Raw genomic sequence first — 25,110 nt, forward strand, 5'->3', positions numbered from 1 at the left:
TCATCATTCAAGCTATCTTCTGTATGTTCTCTAGCTTTAGGCTTAAACAGTTATAGGCAATATGATATTTACCTAGGTTACCTTTACTTAACTGAAAAAGAAAAATAGCTCTTTACTTTACATTTGAGGATACATGACAGGGATGAATAAAAACGGCTCTTTGCTTAAGATGTTTAAGCAAAGAGCTTTATTTGGATTTTCTTACCGATCTTCTATCTGCTTAATGAGCGTCTCTATTACTCTCACTTTTTCAGACTCTTTTCCGTAGACAGCTTTTCTAATCACCAAAGCTTTTTGCAGGATTTGTAGGCTCTCTTGCATCTTACCAGCTCCGTACAAAATTTTGCCCACACATTCGTACCCATCTGCTGCAAGCCCTGATTCATCCCCATACGCTTTTTTAAGAACCTCTAATGCTTGATACGCATGTTGAAGTGACACTTCATAGTTTTTTAACTCATAGTAAGTAGCAGCCAGCTGTTGATGTAACGTAGCTAGCTCTTTTGCATCCCCTCCAGGTAAATTCTCCCGAATTTTTAATTCACTTAAGCGATAGTGTAGCGCCTCTTCATGTCTTTCTAGTTCAGATAAGATTTTTGCGCATGTGACGTAACTTCTTGTTGCATAAGGAGAAATCCCTCCCATCCCTTCATAAATGAGAAGAGAGCTTTTGATACACTGAAGAGCTTCTTCTTGTTTTCCCATCTCTAAAAGCATGCTTGCCACCGTATCATAGCAGCTTGCTGTATGCTCAGCTCTTTCCCCGTACACCCCTTGAAAAATCTTTAACGCTTTTGATGCTGATTGCAGCCCCTCTTCAAATCTCTTGAGGCCAAACAGCATAATGCCAACTGTTTCATAGCTTTCTGCAACATAAGGAGAATTCTCCCCGTAAGCTTGAATTCTTGCTTTTAAACTTTTTTGAGAGCTTTTAAGCCCCTCTTCTATTTGTCCTAACTGTTGTAATATCCGTGCTAACAATTCATAAGACTCTGCTGCATAGATGGATTCTTCTCCATAGATTCTCACCCGAATCTCTAGCCCTTTTTGGACAGCTTCTAGCGCTGAAGAAAAATTTCTCGCATCCAAACACATGGCTGCAAAAGCGTGATAACTAGCCGCCAGTTCATCTTCTCCTGTACTATAAACCTTTGTCTTTAGCTCTAATATTTTACAGCTAAGCTCTAGTGCTTCATCCTCTCTTCCTAGCCCCATCAAAATTTGGCCTATAGACTCATAATCACGCAAAAGATAAGAAGAAGATTCACCATATATTTTTTTCTTAATTTCAACCGCTTGATAACTGAAGTTAAGAGCGTCATCTAGATTTCCTAATCCCATCAATATCTTCGCTAAAGAGTTACAGCTTTCAGCGACTTGAATAGAATTATCCCCGCAAATCTTCTTTCTCATCTCAAGTGCTTGAGAGCTATATGTCAGTGCTTCTTCACCTCTTCCTAGTTGGAGTAAAATCAATCCGATAAAATCGTATCCAATCGCTAGGTAGATAGACTCTTCTTCTCCTAAATTACGTCTGATTTCTACCACTTTTTTTGCATGATCTAAAGCTTCACTCCATCTTCCTAGCTGTAAAAAAATCAATGCAACTACGCTATACACTTCAGCAATAGCTACCGAATCTTCTCCTTGAAATTGCTTCAACATCTCTAATGCTTGATGTGTATAATAAGTCGATTCTTCTCTTTTCCCCAGTTTTTCAAGAAGCACGCTGAGTGTTGCATAGTTTTTTGCAAGGGAGGCATTCTTGATATTTTTCTTCTCTAAAATCTTAAGAGCTTTTCTAAATACAGCAAGAGCCTCTTCAAACTTTTCAAGCCCAAGTAAAGAGTTACCAAGAGTTGTATAACAGTCTGAGGCTTTTTCAGACTCTTCTCCGTACGCTTTAAGAACTTTTTTAAGCGCCTTATCCCCGCTTTGCACCGCCTCTTCAAACATCCCAAGTCCCATGAAACTTCTACTCATCGTCTCATATTCTTCTGCCGTGTAAGGGGTCTCTTCTCCGTAGAGCTTTTGTTTAATTTCTAACGCTTGACGGCTATAGATGAGCGCCTCTTCAAAATACCCAAGTGAACAATATAACTCCCCTGCGAGAGTGTACTCTTCTTCGATATTTTCTAGCTGCTCTCCCTGAATTGCGCTTCGCACTTCAAGCCCTTTAACGCTTTGCTCTAGCGCCTCTTTTATCTTGCCTAATTTCTGTAAAATACGGGCATTTTCATGGTAGTTTTTGGCAATAGTGACTAAATGATCTCCTTTGAGACTTTTACGAATTTCTAACGCTTTAGAGCTGAGTTTAAAAGCCTCTTCATCTCTTGCTGCAGATTGATACATCGAGGCTAAATCTGCATAAATGGCTGCCACCTCAAGAGACTCTTCCCCATGAATTTTCTGCTGCGTCTCTAATTTTTTATAGGTGTCTTCAATAATCTTATCTAACGATATCATGACATTTTGAAGGATCTTAGGAAGAGCGTTAATGGTCTCAGATGGAATCGGCTGGTGTTTAAAAAAGTTAGCGGCTGAGGGACGAAATGCTGTGAATGATCTTGTAGATATCACGGATGGAAGAGAAAAGGGACTTCCTTCTAATCTTCTTTGCGAAAAGAAATTTCCTTGAATCATACGGCCTAAACAAGCGTGCATAGCGCTCTTTTCTACTGGGTGATGCCATATTTGCTTAATGATGCTAAGTCCATTTCGGATATACATAAGAGCCTCTTTTTAAATTAAAAAACAATTTTATTTATATCAATTGAGTGTTACGCCTTTCTGATCATCTTGTGCTCTTGTTTTGACTCTGTTTACGAGTTAAAAGAAGAGCTCTTTTATTTTTGAAGATCGTGCCGTTTGCACAAATTTTTTTCTAGTTTTTTTTATATTTTATGAAAAAAAATGCATCAAATCATCCAGAGAGAAATAGAAGATGAACTGAGCACTCTCTTAAAAGACACATCAAGCAAAAAGAAGTAGGTAAAAAACTCTTGATAGGCTTCTCAAGAGCTAAAGCAGTTAAGGCGATCCGTTAAAGCATCTTATCCCATCAATCTGTATGTAACAGAGAGGCATTTGAAAAAAGTTATCCCTTTTATTAAAAACCTCTAACAAAAGGGATTAACTAAAAAACAACATATAAAGATATTTTCCGATCCTTCATCAAGGATCTTAAAAGCACAGTGTTTAAGACACAGCGCAAAGAATCAGAGCACTTTCTACCAACCGAGTTCTTTGAAAAGCTGTGCTAGGAATAAAGAGCTATCCTTGGCTTGATCTGACTGCTCTCCATACACATTTTTTCTGAGCTCTAATGCCTTTTGACTCATACTAGCTGCCTCTTCAAATCTTCCTAATTGATATAAAGCACGGCTAATCCATTGATAGCTATCTCCTACCTCTCCTGACTCCCCAAGCCCTAAAATCTTGTAAATGTCTAACTGTTTAAGGCGGTATTGCACACCCTCTTCATATCTTTTTAATTTAAATAAAATCTTAGAAGCAGTTTCATAACTTCTTGCTGTGTAATGAGACTCTTCCCCAACTTCTTGCTGATTAATATGTAGAGATTGTTGGCTATACTCTAAAGCCTCCTCTAATCTCTCCATAGATAGAAGAATAGCTGCTACCGTATCATAAGAACTGGCTGTATAGTAAGAGGAGCCTCCATACACCTTCTTGAAAATTTCTACAGCTTGCATAACACTTCTTAATCCCTCTTCACCTCTTCCTAAATCCGTCAGCAACATCCCCACAGTCTCATAACTTTCTGCAACAACTGGAGAATATTCCCCATGAACCTTAATGCGGATAGTTAAAGCTTTTTGAGCATGTTCTACTGCCTCTTGTTCCCTTTTTAAATGGCTCAAAATTCTTCCCAAAATCTCATGATTATCAGCTGCATAGCTACCCTCTTCTCCATGTAGCTTAATGCAAATATTTAACGCTTTTTGAACAAGGCTTAACGCAAGATTAACATTGCCAAGCTCAAGACAAACACGCCCTGTATTGTGATAAATGATTGCTGTCTCATGTGCCTCTTTTCCATACATTGCTTGGACAAGCTTTATCGCCCGCTCATGCATAACTAACGACTCTTTAAACCTCCCTAAATTCATAAGAGCAAGTCCTATAATCTCATAACTTTTTATGACACTCTTTGAGTTTTCTCCATACAGGTTCATCTTCAGTAGAAGAGATTGAGAGCTAATATTAAGTGCCTCTTCAAGCGCTCCCCTACTTAAAAATTGCATTGCAAAGCTATCACACTTTTCAGCTAGCTCAATGGAGTCATGACCATACACTCTCTTGACGATTTCTAATGCCTGATAACTGGCTTGCAGCCCCTCTTTAACGCTTCCTAATGTAAAAAGAATATCGGCAAGAGATTCATAATTTACCATTTGAGGAAGTGACTCCTCTCCTCCACATTTCTGTCTCATTGCTATAGATTTTATGATGTAATCACGGGCTGTCTCTAATTGCTCTAACTTAAAACAAAGCATTCCCGTTAGGTAATACACCTCTGCTATAAAGATTGACTCTTCACCTTCTATCTCTTGGATAGATTCTAAAGCTTGATGTAACTGTTCTAACGCCTCATGAACTCTTTCCATTTCTTCAAGAAGAAGGCCTGCTGTGATACAGCTTTTAACTCTCAAGATAGGATCGCTCTTTTCTTTTTTTAAGATACCTACTGCTTGTAAACACATTTCAAGTGCCTCTTCACCTCTTCCTAATTCGTTTAAGATGCCCCCAATTGCCATGGAGCTTTCTGCGATAGCTTCTGATTCATTATCTTGAGTTTTTTGAATTTCAAGCCCCTTCCTCAACTGTTCTAGCGCCTCTTCATATCTTGCTAATCCTGTTAAAATAGACCCTGTTCTATGATACTCATTAGCTGCTTGAATTGAGTGATCACCATACAGCTCTTTTTTGATTTCTAAAGCTTTACTACTCTGTTTAAGCGCCTCTTCAAAACGGCCTAATTCATAAAATAAGCTCCCTGCTAAAGAGTAGCTCATGGCTGCATCTTGAGACTGCTTAACCTGTATGTTATCCCAAATTTCAAGTCCTTTAAGGCTCTCCTTTAACGCTTCTTCTAGCCGTCCTGATTCTTTCAAAGAAAATGCCTTTTCATGATAGTTCTTTGCCATCTTTAAGGGCTGATCCTCTACTAATGCTTGAGAGTTCATTTCAAACGGTTTTTCCTTACTCTCTATGGATGCATGCATCTCTTTAAGAGTGTCATCAATAAAAGCTGCTTCACTAGATTCTTGATGAATTTTCTGCTGAGCTTCAAGTTTTTTAGAGATGTTTTCAATCTTCTTTTCTATGGGTGTTATCTCGTTCAAGAAAGAATCATGAGGGGGCTTTAATATTTGAAATTGAGGAGATTGATGTTTAAAAAAGGAGGCTTTTGAATAGATGACTGTGAATGATCTTATGGATCTCAAGTTTTTAAGAAAAGGGACGCTCCCTGACATCTGTAACTTTGAAAAAGTATAGCCTAAACAAGAGTGCATGGGATGCTTCTCTATAGGCTCATACCCTATTTGCTTAATGATTTTGAGTCCATTTCGAATATACATAAGAACCTCTCTTCAAGTTAAAAATAATTTTTTTATATCAATTGAGTATTACGCCTTTCTGATCATCGCTCTTGTTTTGACCCTATCTACTGGGTAAAAGAAGAATTTTTTTATTGTTGAAGATCGTGCCGTTTACACTTATTTTTTTCTAGTTTTTTTTATATTTTTATAAAAAAAACATAATGAGATCATTTCCACATTAAAAAGACGCTGTTAACACTCTCTTGTCAGTAAGAAGATGCCCCCATAAATAGAGAGCGTATGTGTTTTCTTAATGATCTCTAAAGTGTTGCCATCAAGCTTAAGAGCCAAAACCCTTCAGTTAGAAAAACAACTTACCTTGATTAAATTGGGACAAAAATAAGACACTCTGAGACGGCAACAAATCAAAAATTTATTGCCGCTTTAAATAGAGAGATCAATAATGACTATTAGGCCGTATGATTGCATCGAAACTTTGCCGCAATCTCCTGGGTATTCCCCTAACAATTCAAAACATTTAAAGTCTCACTGTGAAGAAAGCCCCTCCTTAACTGAAGAAGCCTCTACGATTCAAAAGACGCATCACACTTCATCACAATCTTTTCAAGACAAAGACATACGTGAGCTTAATTCTTTGCACCAACATACTATAGCTGCTCCCTTAAAAAGGGGGTATCCTGGGGCAAAAGAGCTTCTTCTTCATATCACGCATCTTTATCCTCAAAAAGGTGTTTTTTACTCTCAACTTGCAGATTTATTACATCCAGATGAAACGGTATTACTGTTTAAGCATGCGGTGTATACAAAGCAGGCCCTTTATCTCAAAGCTCTTCATCTAGATCCTCATCTCAGTGAACCTTATTTCCATCTTGCAAATCTCTTAAATCCAAATGAATCCGTGCAGCTTTTAAGCGGCGCAAGGTATGCTAAAAAAGAGCTTTATTTGAAGGTGATAGACTTAAATCCTCATAGGGGTTCTGCCTATTTTCATCTTGCAAATCTTTTTCAAGGACTAGGGTTCATTCACCTCTTAAATGGAAAGAGATATACAAAGAAAGAGCTTTACTTGAAAGCCGTAGGTCTAGATCCTCATAATGCAAGTATTTATTATAAGCTAAATGTCTGTCATAGAGACAGCGGCGTTAATCTCGATGGAAAGTGGTTAAAAGAGCGAGATCTTTGCCTTAAAGCAATTGACCTAGACCCTCTCTTAGCAATCGCTTATTGCAATCTAGGCGCCCTTACGCTTAAAGAGAAATCCATCCAACTCTTAAATGGTGAGTCCTATACAAAAAAAGAATTGTATATGAAAGCGATTGATCTAGATGCGCAAATGAGCCTAGCTTATTTGAATCTAGGCCTCTGCCTTGATAAAGGAGAAATTATTAAATTTTTAAATGGAGAATGGTATACAAAGAAAAAGCTTTATCTTAAGGCGCTTGACCTTAACCCTAATGATAACAGAATTTATAACTATCTAGGAGACCTTCTTCATGAAAATGAAATAGTAAGGCTTTTAAATGGGAAATGTTACACAAAGAAAGAGGTGTGTTTGAAGGCGCTACAACTTTACTTTTATAAATCTTGTGTTTTTGAGCCCGGCATCTCTGAAGCAAAAAAATACTTAAAAGCCACCTCTATTCAAGAAATTGCAGATCATCCACATCACATAGAAAGCTATCTTAATCTCATATTTGTCACCCGTGCTTACTCTATAAGCTTGCAGGATCAAAGCTTAGTTACAACAGAATCTCTTTTTCAAACAGCTCTAGATCGTGATCCCACTTTAGCTTTTCATCCCAAATTTGCCCCTGTCTTTTTTTATGTAGGCTCTTTACTCTATCATAAAACACGCACTCTTTTGGATAGACTTGATCATAAACTCAATATTCAAGAACTTGCTATAAGAGAGAACCTTTTAAAACACGGCTATACTCTATTATTAAAAAATGGAACGGTCCTCTCTACACAAATGCTCTACCGCCACGCACTCCCTTTTTTAACTTCTTCTTATTTAAAGCTAATGCGCGGCAAAGGAATCGGGGATCAACTCTCTTATAGAGAAGTTATCGTCTTACAAGATGGTATTCATCTAACAAAAGCGTTAGCTTACACCTATGCTTATCAAGAAACGAGGTCCTTTGATGAGCGGGCAGATTTTTTCATGCGGTTAGGAGATGCACTGCATCCTGAACAATGGGTGATTTTAGGAGATAGCGTTTACGATAAGAAAAAATGTTATGAAGAGTGTCATGAGCGCGGGGTACGCCGTTCTACTAACGGCGCTATTGACTTAAGGGTTAGCGAATCTCTTCCCTTTTGTGACCATTTACAAAAAAATCAACTATTTTGTAGAGTTTTAGATTACTTCTCTTCTCACTCTACAGATCATTGGAGCGCTCACATCACCTTAGCAAGGATCCTTTCTCAATGGGAAATCAAGGAGTGGGGGTATCCCTACATTCTCATGTTTGGAGGGTGCCTTGAAAGCTATCAGGGCCTTCATACCGAGCTATTTAATCAACCCCTTAACAAGTATCACGGGTCACTGGGGCACGTTCTAGATTTAGAACAAGTGACAGTAGACCAAACTCTTTATGATGCAAAAAAACAACAGTTTTTGATAAGTCTACTTACATTTTTACCCTCCTGTGAAGAGGCGTACTTGGCTCTTGGAAGAGACTTTAAGACCCCTTTAACCATTCATGAAATATGTTACTCATCTCCAGACTCTCTCTACCTTAAAGCTCTAGATATCAATATGGAGTCTAGTTTGGCTTACTTTCTTTTAGGAAAAAGCCTCTTCATGAATAATATCAAGAGCACTCATTTACTTAATGGCGTGACCTTATCCTATAAACAACTCTTGATGAGAGCTGTTCAACTAGGAACGTATGAAGCTGAAGCGTATCATTTTGCAGCGGTAAGTATGCATGATAGAGAATCCATTCTTCTTTTTGATGGAAAAACACTTCTTTCAAGAGAATATCTTTTTATCCGTGCCTTTGACCTAGATCCATCAAGAGTAACTGACTTAAAGAATTTTATCCTTTGTCTTAAAAGAAAAGCACTCTCTGCTAATAAAAAATAAGCCGATTCCTTAAAGGCTCAAGAAACATAAATGAATAGATGCATGTGTCTGTTTAGGCTCTGAAAACACCTTCTTAAGCATTAAGAGCGTGGCCTGACACTTTTACAAACCTATCATAATAAGCATAATCTTTAAAAGCTTCGATGAATTTTCACCCTTCGAAGCTCTTTCAAGCATGATTTGTATAATAGAGCATATTATTACATTTCTTTAGCCTTCTCATTAAGCTCTTCTCTTGTATAAATTTTTCCATTGAGCAGCTCTACCGTTTCATCTCTGGCAAGAAGATCTCTAAGACCATAATAAAATTTTCTAGATTCAGAATTGATATCAATAGCTTTAAGATAAAGCTTTTTCTTTGTATAAACCTCTCCACTTAATAGCTCTACTGTTTCATCATTTTTTAAAAGATTTGCAAGCTTATAATAAGAATTTTCATGTTCAGGGTTCAACTCAATGAGTTTTAAATAAAGATCTTTGCTTGTACAGACTTCTCCATTGAATAGCTCTATTGTTTCATCATCATTGAGAATATGTGCAAGATGATAATAAGACTCTTCATCATTAGGATCTAATTCAATGATTTTCAAATGGAAATCTTTAATTGTCCAGATTTCTCCATTTAACAACTGAATTGCTTCATTATGTTCTAGAATATTCATAAGCGCATAATAGAAAATAATTTTTTTGGGATTCATTTCAATCAATTTAAGACAAAGCTTTTTCTTTGTATAAACTTCTCCACTTAACAGCTCTACTGTTTCATCACATTTAAGAAGCTCCTCAAGATTATAATAGAAAAGAATTTGTCTAGGGTTGATATCGATCAATTTAATATACAGTTTTTTCTTTGTATAGATTTCTCCGCTTAAAAACTTTATTGTCTCATCATTTTTGATAAGTTGGACAAGATAATAATAAGATTTTTCATCATTAGGGTTTATCTCAATCGCCTTAAGATAAAGCTCTTTTTTTGTATAGACTTCTCCACTTAAAAACTTACCCATTTCATGATTCTCTAAAATCTCCGCAAGATAGCAGTAAAAGTTTTCATTTGTAGGATTTAGCTCAATGGCCTTAAGATAAAGCTCTCTACAGGTATAGATTTTTTCATTTAAAAATTTGACTGTTTCATCTTTATCTAAAAGATTTGCAAGATGGTAATAAAAATTTGCGTTTTTAGGATTTAACTCAATAGCCTTACAATAAAGATCTTTTATGTTACAGGTCTCCCCGCTTAAAAGCTTTACTGTTTCACTGTCTTCTAAAGAATTTGCAAGATGGTAATAGGATTCTGCATTTTTAGGATTTAACTCAATCATCTTAAGAAAGAGCTCTTTTCTTGTACAAATTTCTCCACTTAACAGCTTGACTGTTTCACCATTTTCTAAAATACTCGCAAGATTATTGTAAGGACGCTCTTGTTTAGGATTTAAATCAATAGCTTTACAATAAAGATCTTTTTTGCCGTAGGGCATCTCTTCACTTAAAAGCCAGATTGTTTCATCGTCTTCTAAAACAACTGCAAGATTGTAGTAATATTTTTCATTTTTAGGGTTGAGCTCAATAGCCTTACAATAAAGATCTTTTCTTCTATAAATCTCTCCGCTTAAGAGATTTACCGTTTCCCCATTTTCTAAAGAATTTGCAAGGCTGTAATAAAAATCTGCATTATTAGAATTCAACTCAATTGCTTGAAGAAAAAGCTCTTTCTTTGTACAAATTTTCCCACTTAAAAATTGAACAGTTTCATGATTTCCTAAAAGCTTTGCAAGACTATAGTAAGCATTTCCATCCGTAGAATTACATTCAATTGCCTTGATAAGAGCCTCTTTTTTTGGATTAGATGCATCACTTAACGGCTCTATGACTTGATGAACATTTAAAAGATTTGACTCTGTATCAATATTTTTATCGTGGTTTATTTCTAAAACAGTACCCACTACTTGTTCTATTTTTGAAGCTTCTACATAAAGTTTTTTAGATGATTTTTCATCATCTCTTGAAATAGATGCTAAATTTTCTTTATTATGAGAAGCCTCTGAAGGAGTTGTGATTGAAGTATAGGGTCGAATTGTCATAATGCACCTTTAGATTTACGTCTTTAAGCTAGACCCTCATAGGAATATAAAGATCATCCTCTTCACGCGCTAGCACATATGTTGATAATAATAGCGTATCAATATTTTTGATTTAACACAACAGAAACACTCATAAATAGAAAATTATTGAATAATAAGACAGACTAAAAAAAATACTTAAAATTTTAAAAATTACGCATTTGCTGCATGGCCTGATACTTTCACAAACCTATCATGAGAAGCGTAGTCTTTAAACACTTCCACAAATTTCCATCCATGAGAGAGGAAAACGGTTTTGATATGTTCTCCCATCCCTGTCCCTATCTCAAGATAGAGAGAGCCTGTTTTATAGAGATGAGGAGCGAGGGTCTTGGCGAGTTTTTCGTAAAACTCATATCCAGTTTCTCCTCCCACAAGAGCAAGCTTGGGTTCCCACTGTTTCACCTCTAATTCTAAAGAATGATAATCTTGTTCTGAAATATAAGGAGGGTTACACACAATGATATCTGCTTTAAGCCCTTGAAAGGCCTCTAGGAGATCTCCATGCCAAATATCAACATGCACATCATTTTTTGCGGCATTTTTTTTAGCAAGCTCCACTGCCTCAAGAGAAATATCAGATAAAATAACTGAGCAATCAGGCCTTTGATGCTTAATAGAGATCCCTAAGCATCCAGAACCTGAGCAAATATCCCACACAGTAAGAGACTCTTCACCTATTGCTTCTATTACTTTTTCTGCTAAAAATTCAGTCTCTTGTCTAGGGATTAAAACATCAGGAGTCACTTCTAATTCTATTTTAAGAAATTGAACAGTGCCCACAATGTATTGCCACGGCATTTTTTGAGACCGTTTCTTTAAAAAAAGCCTTAAAAGATCAAGCTCTACAGGATCTAAAAGTCTATCAAATTGAAGATACAGCTCAATGCGAGGCAGTTTTAAAACAAGAGATAAAAGCTCTTCAGCTTCCCTTCTTGAGCGATCAAACCCTTTTTGAGAGAGAAATGTGGTGGATAAATCTAGAATTTCACTGATTGTTTTCATCGCCAGCTAGCTTTTGTTCATAAAAGTAAGTAACAAGAGCTTGCGCAAGTTCATCAATATCTCCCTCTAGCATCTCTCCTAGGTGATAAAGAGTCACTCCAATACGGTGATCCGTAATTCTATTTTGCGGGAAATTATAGGTTCTAATTCTTTCTGAACGATCACCTGAGCCCACTTGAGAAGATCTAAGAGCTGCCATTTCTTGCTGCTCTTTTCTTCTTTTTTCTTCGACGATTTTTGCAGAAAGAAGTCTCATCGCTTTATCACGGTTTTTATGCTGACTTCTCTCTTCTTGACAAGCAACCACAACACCCGTTGGAATGTGGGTAATTCTAACCGCTGAATCGGTTGTATTTACGTGCTGACCACCTGCTCCTGAAGATCTAAATGTATCAATGCGGAGATCATCAAGATTGATGTTGAGCTGCTCTTCTTCTGTGGGCTCTGGTAAAACAGCAATGGTAACAGCTGAGGTGTGAACTCTTCCTTGCGTCTCTGTTGCTGGGATACGTTGCACACGGTGTGTTCCTGCTTCATATTGCAACAGTCTAAACACCTGCTGCCCAGATATGACCATAATGTATTCTTTAAATCCGCCTCTTTCTGAAGGAGCTGCAGATAAAAGCTCACACTTCCACCCTTTTTTATCGGCATAATATTGATACATCCTGACGCAGTCACCCACAAAAATAGCTGCCTCATCGCCTCCAGTTCCTGCCCGTATTTCCATAATCACATTTCGATTATCTAAAGGGTCTGGAGGAACAAGAAGAGATTCAAGCTCAGCTTTTATACGGGTTAAAAGAGTTGATAAAGTGTCGACATCTTCTTTGATGAAAGAAATGAGATCAGGATCTGATTCCCCTTTTAGGAGGATTTCATTTTCTTTGAGTTGAGAAGAGGTGAGTTCAATTTTTTGGACAAGATCTTTAATTTTTCCAAGTCTTGCATGCTCTTGAGCTAGATCCCTGTATCTAGAGGGATCTTGAAATATTGCAGGGTCTCCAAGTGAAGTCTCTACTTCTTGAAAGCGAGACAATAACCCTTCAACCCTTTTTGCTAACCGTTCATCAAGCATGATTATTTCAGAAAAATTGGCTAGATTACTTTTTCAGGATCGTTTTTTTCTTATCCTTAGCTTGAAGTGCGCCTTTTGCTCTAGCTTCTTCTTCTAGCTTTTTCTTCTCATAACGTTTTTCAAACTGTTTCACACGTCCATCAGAGTCAACAAGCTTGTTGTCGCCTGTAAAGAACGGATGTGAGTAGGAAGAGATGGATAATTTGTATACGGGATACTCTTTCCCTTCAAAGACTTCACGTTCTTTTGGCTGAAGTGTTGATCCACAGAGAAAACGGGTTCCTGTTGCAGAATCAATAAATAGCACAGTTTGATAAGGAGGATGAATATTTTCTTTCATAAAATTCCCAGGTGTTAGGAAGTCAATTTATCACAATTTTCTATTAAAGATAAAGTAAAAATCTTGAGACGATCAAGCCTAAGACGATCTTGTTTTTTTAAATTAAGTAGAAAAATATTTTCTACTCTAATACAAGAGGGTTAATGCACACTTTAGCAACAATCTCTAGAGCTTAAGGATGTTAATGCGTAAACTCTCTTTTCTTAGCTGTCTATTGGCTTTTATAGGAGCCTTTTTTCTCCTCTTTTCTCACTACATTGATGTAAAAATTGCAGGGGGAAAATCGCAAATTGCTTTAGCGGAGCAAAAGACAACAGATTCCTCTTCTTTTTTCACCTCAAGTAGAACAGCTAGGCTCATGAAAGCGCAAATTGAAGAAACGGTAAAAGAGGCTAAGCGCTCTCTCATTTTTTATGAAAATGCTTCAGAAAAAATCAAACTTATAAGTTATTCCGCCCTCTTTTTTGCGCTGTTTTCTTTAACCTATCAGTATAAGAAAGACTTAAGAGCGTAAAAGCTGCGTAGCTAGGATAACCCTTTCACAAATATGTGTATTATAGAGAAGAAGCTCTGAATCATTACTCACCCTATAAGATATTGTTATGCGGGTAATCCCGATAAGAAAAATGATCCCCATTGACGCGGTTTATTTCGCTCTGTTTTCATCGCCATAAGAGCCATCTTCTGTAAAGCTCTCACTTTACTAATTTTTGGAGTATCAATTCCTAAATAGTGCTGATAAAAAGTCTCTACCATCTTTACAGTGAGCTTTCCTTCAGGAAGCGGCCAGTAGCTAGCAATCGTTGATTTAGCTCCGGCTCCTAAAAAAGACCAGATGGGGCCAATACTTCCCTCTTTTTGAAGATTCCCTCTTCCTAAATGACAAGCGCTCATAAAGACAAGGTCAGCTTTAAGAGCAAGTGAGTTCACATCTTTAGCGTGAAGGTATTTAGGATGCTCAATATCTTCGCTTGCTAACTTAAAAAACCCTTCAAAAACAGAATAAGGATCATCTTGCGGCTTCTTTCCTGCAATTCCATGACATGCAATGTGAATGACCTGAGCATTAGGAGCATGTTTAAAAACATTTTCGACTGTTGCTTCTTTTTGAATAAATACTTCCGTTTTAGAAGTTTTCATCATGGGTGCGATAATATCTTGAACTTCAATTTCTGCTTGTTTTAACTCATCTTTTTTATGATAAGTCGTAGGATTACCCATCAAAAGAGCCTGATCAGAAAACTCTTGAGGCAGTTGATTCAAAAGAGAGAGAACTTGAATAGAAGGTGCGACTGAAATGGGATAGTTTTCAATCAGGTATTGATCTTTTTTAGCATTATAAAATGCCCCGAAGGGAAGATGGGCTAAAAATCCATCAGGAATGAACGTGAGTGTTTCTTCAGAATCTGGTAAAGGAAGGTACTCTTCTAGAGGAGCGATAAGGAGATTATACCAAGAGGAGAGTCTTTCATTAAAAAGCTGGGCCGAGGTCTTTTCACCCCTTATAGGGCGTTTAGCTTCTTGTTGATAGGGAAATGCTTTAAAAATAGGATCTAATTCTGCAAATGTCCCTTTTGGAATAGGCAAAGAAATTGACTGGGAATTTTTCCCTTTAAAAGAAATAATCCAAACTTGAATCTTTGCTTCTCTAAAGTTTAAGGGAGTAAGAGAATACATGACAAAAGTTGTAGAAAGATTTTCTGCTAATTGTTGGATCTCTTCAATAGAAAGAGAGTTAAAAGAAGAGTCTAGATTCTCTGTTAGGATGCGTTTTTGAGATAAGAGAGAAGAAAGAGCTCGGGATCGTCTCGTATTAGAAATCTCTAATGCATCAGTATTTTTACTCTGCAATAATAGTGTTTGTTCTAGACCCATATAAGGCTTCGAGAACTGTTCAAATAAAGTGATTTGCCACTGAGCCTTTTTTACACTATGCTGAAGAAAGGCATGAATTTTAATACTTTTGCAAAAATATTCTTCTGCTTTAGGATACTCTCCTAATCTCCAGTAGGCAACTCCCAAATTACCATAAGCACTCCCTTTTATCATTTTATCTTTTAGCTCTCTTGCAATCTTTAAACACTGTTCTTGGCAACTGATTACTTTACAGTAGTCTCCTAACCCATCGTAGGCAGCTCCCAAATTGCAGTAAGCTTTCCCTTCTCCCACTTGATCTTTTAGCTCTCTCGTAATTTTTAAACTCTTCTTATGATAACCAATTGCTTGATAATAGGCTCCTAACCCCTGGTACGCATTTCCCAAATTGCCGTAAGCTTTCCCTTCTCCCACTTGATCTTTTAGCTCTCTCGTAATCTTTAAACTCTTCTTATGATAACCAATTGCTTGATGATAGGCTCCTAACCCCTGGTAAGCATTTCCCAAATTGCAGTAAGCTAATCCTTCTCCTACTTGATCTTTTAACTCGCTCGCAATCTTTAAATGCTTCTCATGATAATTGATTGCTTCACGATACTCTCCTAACCCCCGATAGTCATTTCCCAAATTGCCATAAGCTTTCCCTTCTCCCACTTGATCTTTTAGCTTGCTCGCAATCTTTAAATGCTTCTCATGATACTCGATTGCTTCACGGTATTCTCCTAACCCGCGGTAGGCATTTCCCAAATTGCCATAAGCCGCCCCTTCTCCTGCTTGATGTTTTAACTCGTTCGCAATCTTTAAATGCTTCTCATGATACTCGATTGCTTCACGGTACTCTCCTAACCCCTGATAGGCATTTCCCAAATTACTGTAAGCATCCACTTCTCCCACTTGATCTTTTAGCTCTCTCGCAATTTTTAAATGCTGTTCATGATAAGCAACTGCTTTACGGTAGCCTCCTAACTCCTCACAGGCATTTCCTAAATTGCCATAAGCTCTCCCTTCTCCCACTTGATCTTTTAGCTCTCTCGTAATCTTTAAATGCTTCTCATGATAACTGATCGCTTCGCGGTACTCTCCTAAACCCTCATAGGCATTTCCCAAATTGCCGTAAGCCCTCCCTTCTCCCGCTTGATCTTTTAGCTCTCTCGCAATCTTTAAATGCTTCTCATGATAACTGATTGCTTGATGATAGTCCTTTAATCCCCATGAGGCATTTCCCAAATTGCCGTAAGCACTCCCTTCTCCCGCTTGGTCTTTTAGCTCTCTCACAATCTTTAAATGCTGTTCATGATAACTGATTGCTTGATGGTAATCTTTTAACCCCTCATAGGTAAGCCCCAAATTACAATAAGCCCCTCCTTCTCCCGCTTGATCTTTTAGCTCTCTCACAATCTTTAAATGCTTCTCATAATAACTGATTGCTTGACGGTAATCTTTTAACCCCTCATAGACAATTCCCAAATTGCAATAAGCCCTCCCTTCTCCCACTTGATCTTTTAGCTCTCTCGCAATCTTTAAATGCTGCTCATGATAAACAACCGCTTGACGGTAGTCTCCTAACTCCTCATAGACAAGTCCCAAATTGCAATAAGCCCTCTCTTCCCCTGCTTGATTTTTTAGCTCTAGCGAGATCTTGAGTTCATTCTCATAATATTTGATGTTTTGGTTATAAACTCCTAAACTCGTATCACTACCTATCAAATTGCTAGATACCCTCTTATCTCTTAATCGAAGAGCTTCTTCCTCCGATATAAGCTTCAATTGATTGCCAATTTTATAAAGATAGGGCTTAGCTTGAATATTTTGAAACATCTCGTGAATCATTCCTTCATATTCCCTGACTTTATTCCCTAATGTAAAGAGCGTTTGAATCTTTGCAATCCCTTCTGGGGTTTGATCAGAAAAAAAATAAAGCCGAGTTTTAGCTTTAGAGGTTTGAGGAGAAGGGATAGCAATTTTAGTGAGTCCTGCATTGCTTAAAATTTTTGAAGAATTTTCCATTTATAACCTCATAAGTTTTTTATAAAAAATCCACTATGAAATATAAGATTATATTTGATCAATACTCTCCTTTAAAAATTCTCCTTTTTAAAGAAAATCAATAAGGCTGTTTAAGCAAGATTATTTTATCCACCAAACTTGAAACCGCTAACTGTGAGCAAGCTCCATAAAATAGGAAAATAGCAATTTCTCCCGAAAAGATGACTATCATTCTCTTTCCCCCCAGGAACTTTCGCCCTATTTTTTATAAAAATTTCTTTAATGATCATGCCTGATTTTACCTCCGCTATTTTCCCTTCCGCAAACACTCATTTTTAATCTTCTACTCACGGCTCTTTTCCATCTAGACAGTATCATAGGGATTTTAAGAAAAAGCCCTTCACATTTTCAGCTCCCTTGTTTATTCAAAAATCTATGTAGCGGCATTTTTCTTACCTTGGGCATCTCCTCTTTGAGGGAAAATTTTGATCGCAAAAAGGACCCCATTTCAGCTACCATACATGCATGGAAAAAATCTTCATTGATTACGAAGGCAATCTTAGATCACGCCTTACACAAACCTCTCATGACACAGTCCTATATATCGATGCCCCTAAAGAAAATGGTGGCCTTGGAGCCTCCTTTTCTCCCACAGATCTTTTGGCTGCCGCGTTAGCTAGCTGCATTGTGACTGTGATCACTCTTGCTGCAAAAAGATACGGCGTTGAAATTGTAAAGCTTAAAGCTACCATTGAAAAAACAATGACATCTATTCCTCAGAGAAGAATTGCATCGCTTACATTTCATCTCTACTGTGAAGATATTTTAGAAGAGTCCCTCATTCAAATTCTTGAGAAAGCCGCTCACACGTGTCCTGTTCATAACTCTCTTCACAAAGATATTGAGCAGCACTTGACATTTCATTGGAAAAGATCATGAAATTTCAATCAGCTAGTAGCTTTGAAAAGCATTTAGAGGCGTCTTCTCTAGGCTCTCTTTCTTCCCTGTTTCTTCTTGTTTCTACTTGCCCTTATGAAAAAAAGCTGTGGAGCCGTCTCATCATTCAAGCGTTTACAAAAAAAGACCCTACGCTCCATGTTACCTCTTTTCACGCTCCTACAACACCGCTCTCTACTCTTTTAGAGGAAATTCAAACCCCTAATCTATGGAACGCCCTTAAAATCATCTTGATCCAAGATATTGATCAGATGAAGCCTTCCTTTTCTTATGACAGCCTTAAACCTTTTCTCTCGCAGCAAATCGTACTCATCTTTACAGCTAGCTCCTCAAAAGGGCTCCTGCAATGGTATCAGCAAGAGAAAAAAGAAATGGTCGTCCTTGATACAAGTGAAGAAAAACCTTGGGATAAAGAGAAAAGAGTTCACGAGTGGATTGCTTTAGAACTTAAAAAAATAGGAAAAACGCTCTCTTCTGAAGGGATTTCCTTTCTCATCCAGCTTTTAGGGACAGATACCGCAACCCTTGATCAAGAGCTAAAAAAAATCACGGCCTATGTGGGTGATCACACCTTGATCAAAATAGAAGATATTAAGGCAATTGTTTCAAGTAAAGACCTCTCCACAGGGTGGACACTTGCTGAAGAGCTGGTGTGGCAAAAACCAATTTCCCTAAAAAGTAAAGTGAAAGATACAAGCTTTATTTTTCCCTTTTTAGGACAGGTGAGATATCAACTTCAGACGGGGTTAAGGCTCACAGAGCTTTTATCAAGCTCTATTCCTCAATCCCAAATTAAAGACTATTTCCCCTCCATTCGCCCTTTTCAACTAGATAAATTGATCCCGCTTGCACTCAAAAAAAACCGTGCCTTTTTTCTTAAAGGAATCCTAGAGCTTTATAAGATGGAAGTGCTTCTTAAAACAACATCTCTTCCCCTTGAGAGCTGCTTTGATTATTTTCAGGCTGCGCTGTATGAGAAAATAGCGCCTTAAATAAGGTGAATTTTTGGCTAGAGCCTGTTTAGATTGAAAGAGAAAAGAAGAAGCATCAGGAAACTCATTTCCTGATGCTTCTTTAAGTAAGGGTTAAAAAACTTTAAAGACTACTTGCAACTTTTGATGTTGTTTTTGTCGCTTTTGCATTTGCCATCTTTGCAATGACTAGATTCTGTGGAGCATTTTGCATCAGAGCAGCAGCCACATCCTGTTGTACAACCACATGTTGTGCAGCAGCAAGAGCCTGTTGAACATCTTGCATCAGAGCAACAGTCGCAAAGCGCTCTGATTTTGCCTAAACGGCCAAGACCCCATAAACCAGCAAGTCCTACAGCTCCGTAGATGATTCTTGCACATGTTGTTGTGTTGCCATTTGCTAACCACGCAACGAGGTCAAATTGGAAAAATCCCCAGAGTCCCCAGTTAAGAGCTCCAACTACAATTAAAATCATTGATAAGATGCTGATCATTTTTTTCATATTACCTCCAAATGTCGTCCTTTCTATCAATATAAATAAATTCAATATAGTTGTCATTCCATTTTTTCTTTTCAATTTTTCTTCTAACTTTTACAATACGCTCTAACCTATGAATGAATCTGAATTTAATAAATTGAACCATCTCTGCCGAATTTCTCTGACAGACAGTGAAAAAGAGCAGTTTCTGACAAGTATTGACCATATCTTAAGTTACATTGAGCAACTTAATGGGGTTGACACTCAAGGTGTCTCTCCTTGCTTTACCATTCATGAACATTTAGAGAGTCCGTTACGAGAAGATGTTCCTGAAGAGCCCCTATCTCGCGATCTTTTCTTAAAAAACGTCCCAGCTCATGTGGGTGGAATCGTAAGAGTTCCTCCTATTCTTAAATCTTAGGAAATACTATGCACCACCTTTTTGCTCATCAACTCCATGAACTTTTTTTAAAAAAAGAACTTTCAGCTAAAGAAATCACGCAGAAGACTTTTGACCGTATTGTAGCATGTGACGCCTCTTTAGGAGCGTTTCTCTCGCTCCGTCTTGATGAAGCTCTTGTACATGCCTCAAAGCTCGATCACAAGCTGATGCATAATGAACCCATTGGAAAGCTAGCTGGTATCCCGATTGCTCTTAAAGATAACATCCACCTCTTTAACGAAAAGACAAGCTGCGGCTCTCTCATGTTAGCAAATTACACAGCTGTATTTAACGCAACTGTCACCTCCTTGATTGAACAAGAGGGAGGCCTCATCATTGGAAAAACCAATATGGATGAGTTTGCGATGGGTTCTTCTACAGAGCACTCAGCGTTTAAAAAAACAAAAAATCCGTGGAATCTTCACCACACACCTGGCGGATCTTCTGGGGGGTCAGCAGCAGCTGTGGCTGCAAGACTGTGTCCTTTAGCGCTGGGAAGTGATACAGGAGGATCGATTCGGCAACCAGCTGCTTTTTGCGGAACAGTGGGGTTTAAACCGTCTTATGGAAGAGTGTCTAGGTACGGACTTGTCGCTTTTGGATCGTCTTTAGATCAAATTGGACCTCTTGCTAATTGTGTGAAAGATGCAGCGCTTCTTTATGATGTGATTGCAAAACCTTGCCGCTATGACGCCACATCTCTTCCTCACACCTCTTCTTCTGCATTAGAGGCAATCCAATCTCCTCCTTGCACATTTAAAATCGGAGTGCCTTGGGATTTCTTACAAGGTCTTCCTCCTGAAACCTTTGCAAATTTTCAAGCTTCCTTAGAGATTTTCAAAAATCAAGGGTGTCAAATTGTCGATATCAGCCTGGATGTCCTTAAATACTCCATTGCTGTGTATTACATTTTAGCAACAGCTGAAGCGTCGACAAACTTAGCCAGATTTGACGGGGTCCGTTATGGCCATAGGTCTTTAGAAGATAGCTCTTTAGAAGATATGGTAGAAAACTCAAGAGAAGAGGGATTTGGATCTGAGGTGAAAAGAAGGATTCTTTTAGGAACCTATGTCCTCTCTTCAGGATATAAAGATGCTTACTATCAAAAGGCGCAAAAAGTTCGGACCCTCATCATAGAGCAATATAAAAAAGCGTTTGAGATGTGTGATATGATTGCAACGCCAACTGCACCAACGACAGCTTTTGCAATGGGTCAAATGCAAGACCCTCTTCAAATGTATCTTCAAGATATCTATACAGTCCCTGTCAATCTTGCCGGGCTTCCTGCCATTTCAATCCCTTCTGGATTTTGCTCAAAAGGGCTCCCGTTTGGATTACAACTGGTTAGCTCTTTTTTAAATGACGCTATGCTCTTTAAATGCGCAGCGCAGTTTGAAAAAAGCTGTCAAACATCTCCTTCTCACCCCCCGCTTTTTTAAGGATACTCTTATGCATACAGTTGATACATCCCTTTGGGAAACCGTTATTGGGCTTGAGATCCATGTCCAGCTTAACACAAAGACAAAGATGTTTGGATCAGAGCCTTACCTCTTTGGATCAGAACCCAACACAGATATTGGAGTGATCTCAACAGGGCAACCTGGAACGCTTCCTGTTGTGAATAAAGAGGCTGTGAAAAAAGCGATTCAATTTGGTCTAGCGGTGGGGGCCAAGATTGCCCCTATTAGCCGGTTTGATAGAAAGTCTTACTTCTACCCAGATACTCCTAAAAACTATCAAATTACGCAATTTGATTATCCTATTGTTCTAGGAGGCTCTATCACAGCAGATGTGAATAATATCCCTAAAACATTTTTGATTGATAGAGCGCACCTGGAAGAAGATGCGGGTATGTTAAAACACTTCACCACGTTTTCAGGGATTGATTTTAATAGAGCAGGCGTTCCCCTTCTGGAAATCGTCTCAGCCCCTTGCATGACATCTCCTCAAGAAGCGGTCTCTTATGCAATGGCCATTAAAGCCATTATGGAATACTTAGACGCCTCAGACTGTAATATGGAAGAGGGATCTTTTAGGATGGATGCCAACATCTCTGTCAGGCTTAAAGGAGAAAAGGCTCTTCGTAATAAAATTGAGATTAAAAACATGAACTCCTTTTCTCATATGGAAACGGCTCTGCATTCTGAGATCTTAAGACAAATTCAATTTTATACAGCAACTCCTGATCAAGAAATTCAAAGAGGCACCTACCGCTTTGACCCGGATAAAAAAGAGGTCATTTTAATGCGGATGAAAGAGCAAGCAGAAGACTACAGATACTTCCCAGAAGCCGATATCCCCCCGATTACCCCCTCTCATGAGTGGATCTCGCAAATTCAACAAGAGCTCCCTGAGCTTCCTAGAGAGCGGCACTTTAGATATACCCATGATTTAGAGCTCCCCTCTCAAGCTGTCACCCTCCTTGTGAATGAAAAAAAGCTCTCCGACTATTTTGAAGCGGCAAGAAAAACATGTCTGAACAATAAGTCTTTAGCGAATTGGCTCACCATCGAATTTCCAGGAAGATTGAAAGAGCTAGGAAAAAACCTTTGGACCTTTGGGATTAAACCTGAGCATATCACAGAACTTGTCAATATGATTGAACAAGGGATCATTAACGGCAAAATTGCTAAGAGTGTCGCAGATGATATGGTAAAATACCCTGACATCTTGCCCTCTTTGATTGTGAAAAATAATCCCGACTACCAGCCCATTCAAAACTTAAACGAGATTGAAGCGCTCATTACCCAAGTGATAGAGGAAAATCCAGAAGCCATTACCGATTACAAAGCAGGGAAAAATAAAGCGTTTGCCTTTTTGATTGGACAGATCATGAAACTCTCAAGAGGAAAAGCGTCTCCTGAGATGGTTAATCAAATTCTTCTCAAAAAATTATCCCCTTAACACTCAAAGAAGCCTCTATTTCTCTAGAGGCTTCTTTTTTCATGAAGAAGGGCGTAATACCCCTTCTTGTTTTTGTTCTAAATTCTCCCTTCTTTTCTTCATTAACCACACCTCACGGACATTTAAAAGAAGCCATCCTGATGTTAAAATAAGTCCTCCAATACAAGGAAGCGCCCCTCCTGATAAAATGGTGAGCGCTAATAAACCGCCAATTGATACAGCACTTAACACTCCAGAGAATAGAATAAATAGAGGATCGTAAGGTGACACCTCTTTTGATTTCAGTCTCTCTTGCAGTGCCTTTCCATCTTCAAGTGTAATCGAAATGAGCCCAACAGCTGCCCATATGATGAAGACAATAGCTAGCCCTATTCCACTTGTCATACAAGCTGTAATCAATGTGACTGCAAGCCCTACTGTAGGTAAGATAACCCTTAAAAATAGGGTAAGAGGAACTTTTACAGAGATCAAATCTTGAAAGTTTTTAATCTCTTTTTTCTTGAGCGCATCTACGGCTTGATCTCCTAGCTGAATTCTCCACTTCTTTTCACACTTTTCTCTCACATGCTCTAACACAAGATGCTCTCCTAACCTCAGTAAATTCCCTTCCTTAGTCAGCTTGAGGGGGCTTTTTCCCACAATCTGATCAATAAAATGCGGGTTATCATCAAGAAAAAGAAGAAAGGGATCTTTTCCCTCATATTTTTTTTGAAGAAGAGCTCTATTTTGCTTCATCCACTGATTCCCTTGATGAATAGCCAAAGTTTGATAATCCTCTTCTTTTAAGTTAATATTTTTAACCTCTTCTTTTAAATAGGCTACGATCAGAAGTTCAGGGTTTGATGAAAAGATGAGCTCTTCTCTCATCTTTCTCCCTTGAATCCACTGAAAGAGCTGCTTTCCTTCTTCCACCATTTTAAACAGGTAATAAAAAGAAAATAAGACACTTCCTGCAAGAGAAAATACCGTAGTTGCTAAAGAAAGCGAAGAGCTTAAGGAAACCACTGTATGACGTGCAGTTTGAATCATATCTTGGACAGCGCTAATCCCCCGGCTAGGGGCTAACATGAATGATGCAGCTGCTAAAAACCCATTTTGTAGGAGCTGGATTTTTGAGAGAAGAGAGCTCTCCTTATCTCCTAAAAGCTCATAGTGACGTATGCACTCTTTAGCCTCTACCATACTTGCTATCCCCATACCAATGTAGGATAAACTCGTCAGCCCTATAAACCCGCTCCCAGAGAGCTTAGTGAGAGGACTTGCTGCTTGGATACTTGACATCACTCCTCGGTAGGTTTGAGAGAGATCTGCAATAGCATGCTCTTTATCCGATGAAGGAATGAGAGGAGAGAGATACGTGAACTTCTGTTTTTCTTCTTCAAACACTCTTCTTTCCATCTGATGAAAAGGATCAAAAGAAAGAGGTGCTGCGCTCCAGTGTGTCATAAAACCTTTTCCTTATTACTTACTGGTGGTTTTTTGAGAACTGCTTGAAGACGCTTCATCCTGGATATTATGTTGTGATTGCTTACCTTGAGAAGTGTTTTGACGCTTTTCCTTTTCAATACTTTCTTTAAGCTGTTCTTCTAAAGCTACGCATTTATCCCAAAACTCATCAAGGTCCTCAAAATTTTTGATAATTAACTGATTCCCTTCAACTAACCTTGAAAAATCAGGAAGCATTTTAAATACTTTGGCCTGCATCGAAGTGAGCTCTATTTTTTCCTGGGTAGTTGTTTTTCCAAGCTTATTTCTCACTTGACGTAGTAGAGTAAACCTATCTTGCAGCGTGATATCAGAGATATCTACAAATTCAACCTGAGACTCCACATGCTTTGCATGATGAGGGTTAATGGTTAAGTAGATGAGCTTATTCCACAACTCTTCTGTTTTTAATGTTGTATGAGAATAGAGCATAGTAGGATGAGTTACATGAGAAAAACTGACACCTCCTGCAGAGAGTTTTTCTAATTGCGGACCGTTATGAGAGCTCTGCATTTTACTCTCAGGTGTATTCATCAACACCTTTTGAATGATTTGGCAACATTTCTCTTTAGCTTGCTCTAAATCAGCTGTTTGTAAAGAAGAGCCTCCTATCTTTTCTCCCGGATGAAGAATCGCTAGATAGTTACGCCCTTGAAAACTCACCTCTCCTAAGATAATAGGAGAAGCCGCCTGTGTGGCAGCTGTCCCTAACCCTGATTGAGTGATTACTCCCATAATTCCCCCCATATGCATAATGGTTTAAAATAACATCGCCTTGAGCCCTGAAGTTTT

17 protein-coding genes are annotated in these 25,110 nt (G+C 38.2%); 7 read left to right on the forward strand and 10 right to left on the reverse strand.

The genetic code is table 11. The annotated features are described in order from the left end of the window. Positions 1 to 201: 201 nt before the first annotated feature. Both ACI7T6_RS03970 and ACI7T6_RS03975 read right to left on the reverse strand, forming a co-directional pair. Positions 202 to 2,730: a tetratricopeptide repeat protein gene (locus ACI7T6_RS03970; RefSeq protein ID WP_404665104.1), complete on the reverse strand. Its 2,529-nt coding sequence runs from the start codon at positions 2,728 to 2,730 to the stop codon at positions 202 to 204. A gap of 500 nt (positions 2,731 to 3,230) precedes the next feature. Next, positions 3,231 to 5,603, reverse strand: coding sequence for a tetratricopeptide repeat protein (locus ACI7T6_RS03975; protein ID WP_404665105.1), 2,373 nt, complete (start codon positions 5,601 to 5,603; stop codon positions 3,231 to 3,233). 424 nt (positions 5,604 to 6,027) lie between these two features. On the opposite strand from ACI7T6_RS03975, the gene ACI7T6_RS03980 reads away from it, so the two are divergent. Further along, entirely contained in the window at positions 6,028 to 8,676 is a 2,649-nt protein-coding gene (locus ACI7T6_RS03980) for a tetratricopeptide repeat protein (RefSeq protein ID WP_404665106.1), read from the forward strand. 200 nt (positions 8,677 to 8,876) lie between these two features. Here ACI7T6_RS03980 and ACI7T6_RS03985 read toward each other — a convergent pair whose 3' ends face one another. The 4 genes from ACI7T6_RS03985 to ACI7T6_RS04000 form a co-directional block, all read right to left on the reverse strand. Then, positions 8,877 to 10,757 carry a tetratricopeptide repeat protein gene (locus ACI7T6_RS03985; RefSeq protein WP_404665107.1) on the reverse strand — a complete coding sequence of 627 codons (1,881 nt, stop codon included), beginning with the start codon at positions 10,755 to 10,757 and terminating at the stop codon, positions 8,877 to 8,879. Between the two features lie 192 nt (positions 10,758 to 10,949). Continuing rightward, entirely contained in the window at positions 10,950 to 11,801 is an 852-nt protein-coding gene (prmC, locus tag ACI7T6_RS03990; protein WP_404665108.1) for a peptide chain release factor N(5)-glutamine methyltransferase, read from the reverse strand. Beyond that, on the reverse strand, positions 11,785 to 12,879 hold the full coding sequence (gene prfA / locus ACI7T6_RS03995) for a peptide chain release factor 1 (protein ID WP_404665109.1): 1,095 nt from the start codon (positions 12,877 to 12,879) through the stop codon (positions 11,785 to 11,787). The genes prmC and prfA overlap by 17 nt, the downstream gene beginning before the upstream one ends. Before the next feature lie 25 nt (positions 12,880 to 12,904). Continuing rightward, positions 12,905 to 13,219, reverse strand: coding sequence for a type B 50S ribosomal protein L31 (locus ACI7T6_RS04000; protein WP_404665110.1), 315 nt, complete (start codon positions 13,217 to 13,219; stop codon positions 12,905 to 12,907). Positions 13,220 to 13,403: 184 nt separating this feature from the next. Here ACI7T6_RS04000 and ACI7T6_RS04005 point away from each other — a divergent pair, with 184 nt between their 5' ends. Next, complete coding sequence (locus ACI7T6_RS04005; RefSeq protein WP_404665111.1) at positions 13,404 to 13,733, forward strand: hypothetical protein; 330 nt, start codon at positions 13,404 to 13,406, stop codon at positions 13,731 to 13,733. 86 nt (positions 13,734 to 13,819) lie between these two features. On the opposite strand, the gene ACI7T6_RS04010 is transcribed toward ACI7T6_RS04005, so the two are convergent. Further along, on the reverse strand, positions 13,820 to 17,101 hold the full coding sequence (locus tag ACI7T6_RS04010) for a tetratricopeptide repeat protein (RefSeq protein WP_404665112.1): 3,282 nt from the start codon (positions 17,099 to 17,101) through the stop codon (positions 13,820 to 13,822). A gap of 504 nt (positions 17,102 to 17,605) precedes the next feature. Here ACI7T6_RS04010 and ACI7T6_RS04015 point away from each other — a divergent pair. Next, positions 17,606 to 18,019, forward strand: a complete 414-nt coding sequence (locus tag ACI7T6_RS04015; protein WP_404665113.1) for an OsmC family protein — start codon at positions 17,606 to 17,608, stop codon at positions 18,017 to 18,019. Further along, the gene (gene holA, locus ACI7T6_RS04020) at positions 18,016 to 19,029 is read left to right on the forward strand and encodes a DNA polymerase III subunit delta (RefSeq protein WP_404665114.1); all 1,014 of its coding nucleotides are present in this window, start codon (positions 18,016 to 18,018) and stop codon (positions 19,027 to 19,029) included. Before ACI7T6_RS04015 ends, holA begins: the two co-directional genes overlap by 4 nt. Positions 19,030 to 19,139: 110 nt before the next feature. On the opposite strand, the gene ACI7T6_RS04025 is transcribed toward holA, so the two are convergent. Then, complete coding sequence (locus ACI7T6_RS04025) at positions 19,140 to 19,511, reverse strand: DUF378 domain-containing protein (protein WP_404665115.1); 372 nt, start codon at positions 19,509 to 19,511, stop codon at positions 19,140 to 19,142. A 109-nt stretch (positions 19,512 to 19,620) separates the two neighbouring features. Here ACI7T6_RS04025 and gatC point away from each other — a divergent pair, with 109 nt between their 5' ends. The 3 genes from gatC to gatB are packed head-to-tail and all read left to right on the forward strand — an operon-like array spanning position 19,621 to position 22,833. Continuing rightward, the gene (gene gatC / locus ACI7T6_RS04030) at positions 19,621 to 19,908 is read left to right on the forward strand and encodes an Asp-tRNA(Asn)/Glu-tRNA(Gln) amidotransferase subunit GatC (RefSeq protein ID WP_404665116.1); all 288 of its coding nucleotides are present in this window, start codon (positions 19,621 to 19,623) and stop codon (positions 19,906 to 19,908) included. An 8-nt stretch (positions 19,909 to 19,916) separates the two neighbouring features. Continuing rightward, complete coding sequence (gatA, locus tag ACI7T6_RS04035; protein ID WP_404665117.1) at positions 19,917 to 21,368, forward strand: Asp-tRNA(Asn)/Glu-tRNA(Gln) amidotransferase subunit GatA; 1,452 nt, start codon at positions 19,917 to 19,919, stop codon at positions 21,366 to 21,368. A 10-nt stretch (positions 21,369 to 21,378) separates the two neighbouring features. Next, complete coding sequence (gene gatB, locus ACI7T6_RS04040) at positions 21,379 to 22,833, forward strand: Asp-tRNA(Asn)/Glu-tRNA(Gln) amidotransferase subunit GatB (RefSeq protein WP_404665118.1); 1,455 nt, start codon at positions 21,379 to 21,381, stop codon at positions 22,831 to 22,833. A 39-nt stretch (positions 22,834 to 22,872) separates the two neighbouring features. Here the strand turns inward: gatB and ACI7T6_RS04045 are convergent, their stop codons facing one another. Both ACI7T6_RS04045 and ACI7T6_RS04050 read right to left on the reverse strand, forming a co-directional pair. Beyond that, the gene (locus ACI7T6_RS04045; protein ID WP_404665119.1) at positions 22,873 to 24,279 is read right to left on the reverse strand and encodes a hypothetical protein; all 1,407 of its coding nucleotides are present in this window, start codon (positions 24,277 to 24,279) and stop codon (positions 22,873 to 22,875) included. 15 nt (positions 24,280 to 24,294) lie between these two features. After that, entirely contained in the window at positions 24,295 to 25,053 is a 759-nt protein-coding gene (locus ACI7T6_RS04050; RefSeq protein WP_404665120.1) for a hypothetical protein, read from the reverse strand. Positions 25,054 to 25,110: the final 57 nt, after the last annotated feature.

Origin of the sequence: Rhabdochlamydiaceae symbiont of Dictyostelium giganteum (assembly GCF_964291045.1) — a bacterium.
GTDB lineage: Bacteria > Chlamydiota > Chlamydiia > Chlamydiales > Rhabdochlamydiaceae > PALSA-1444.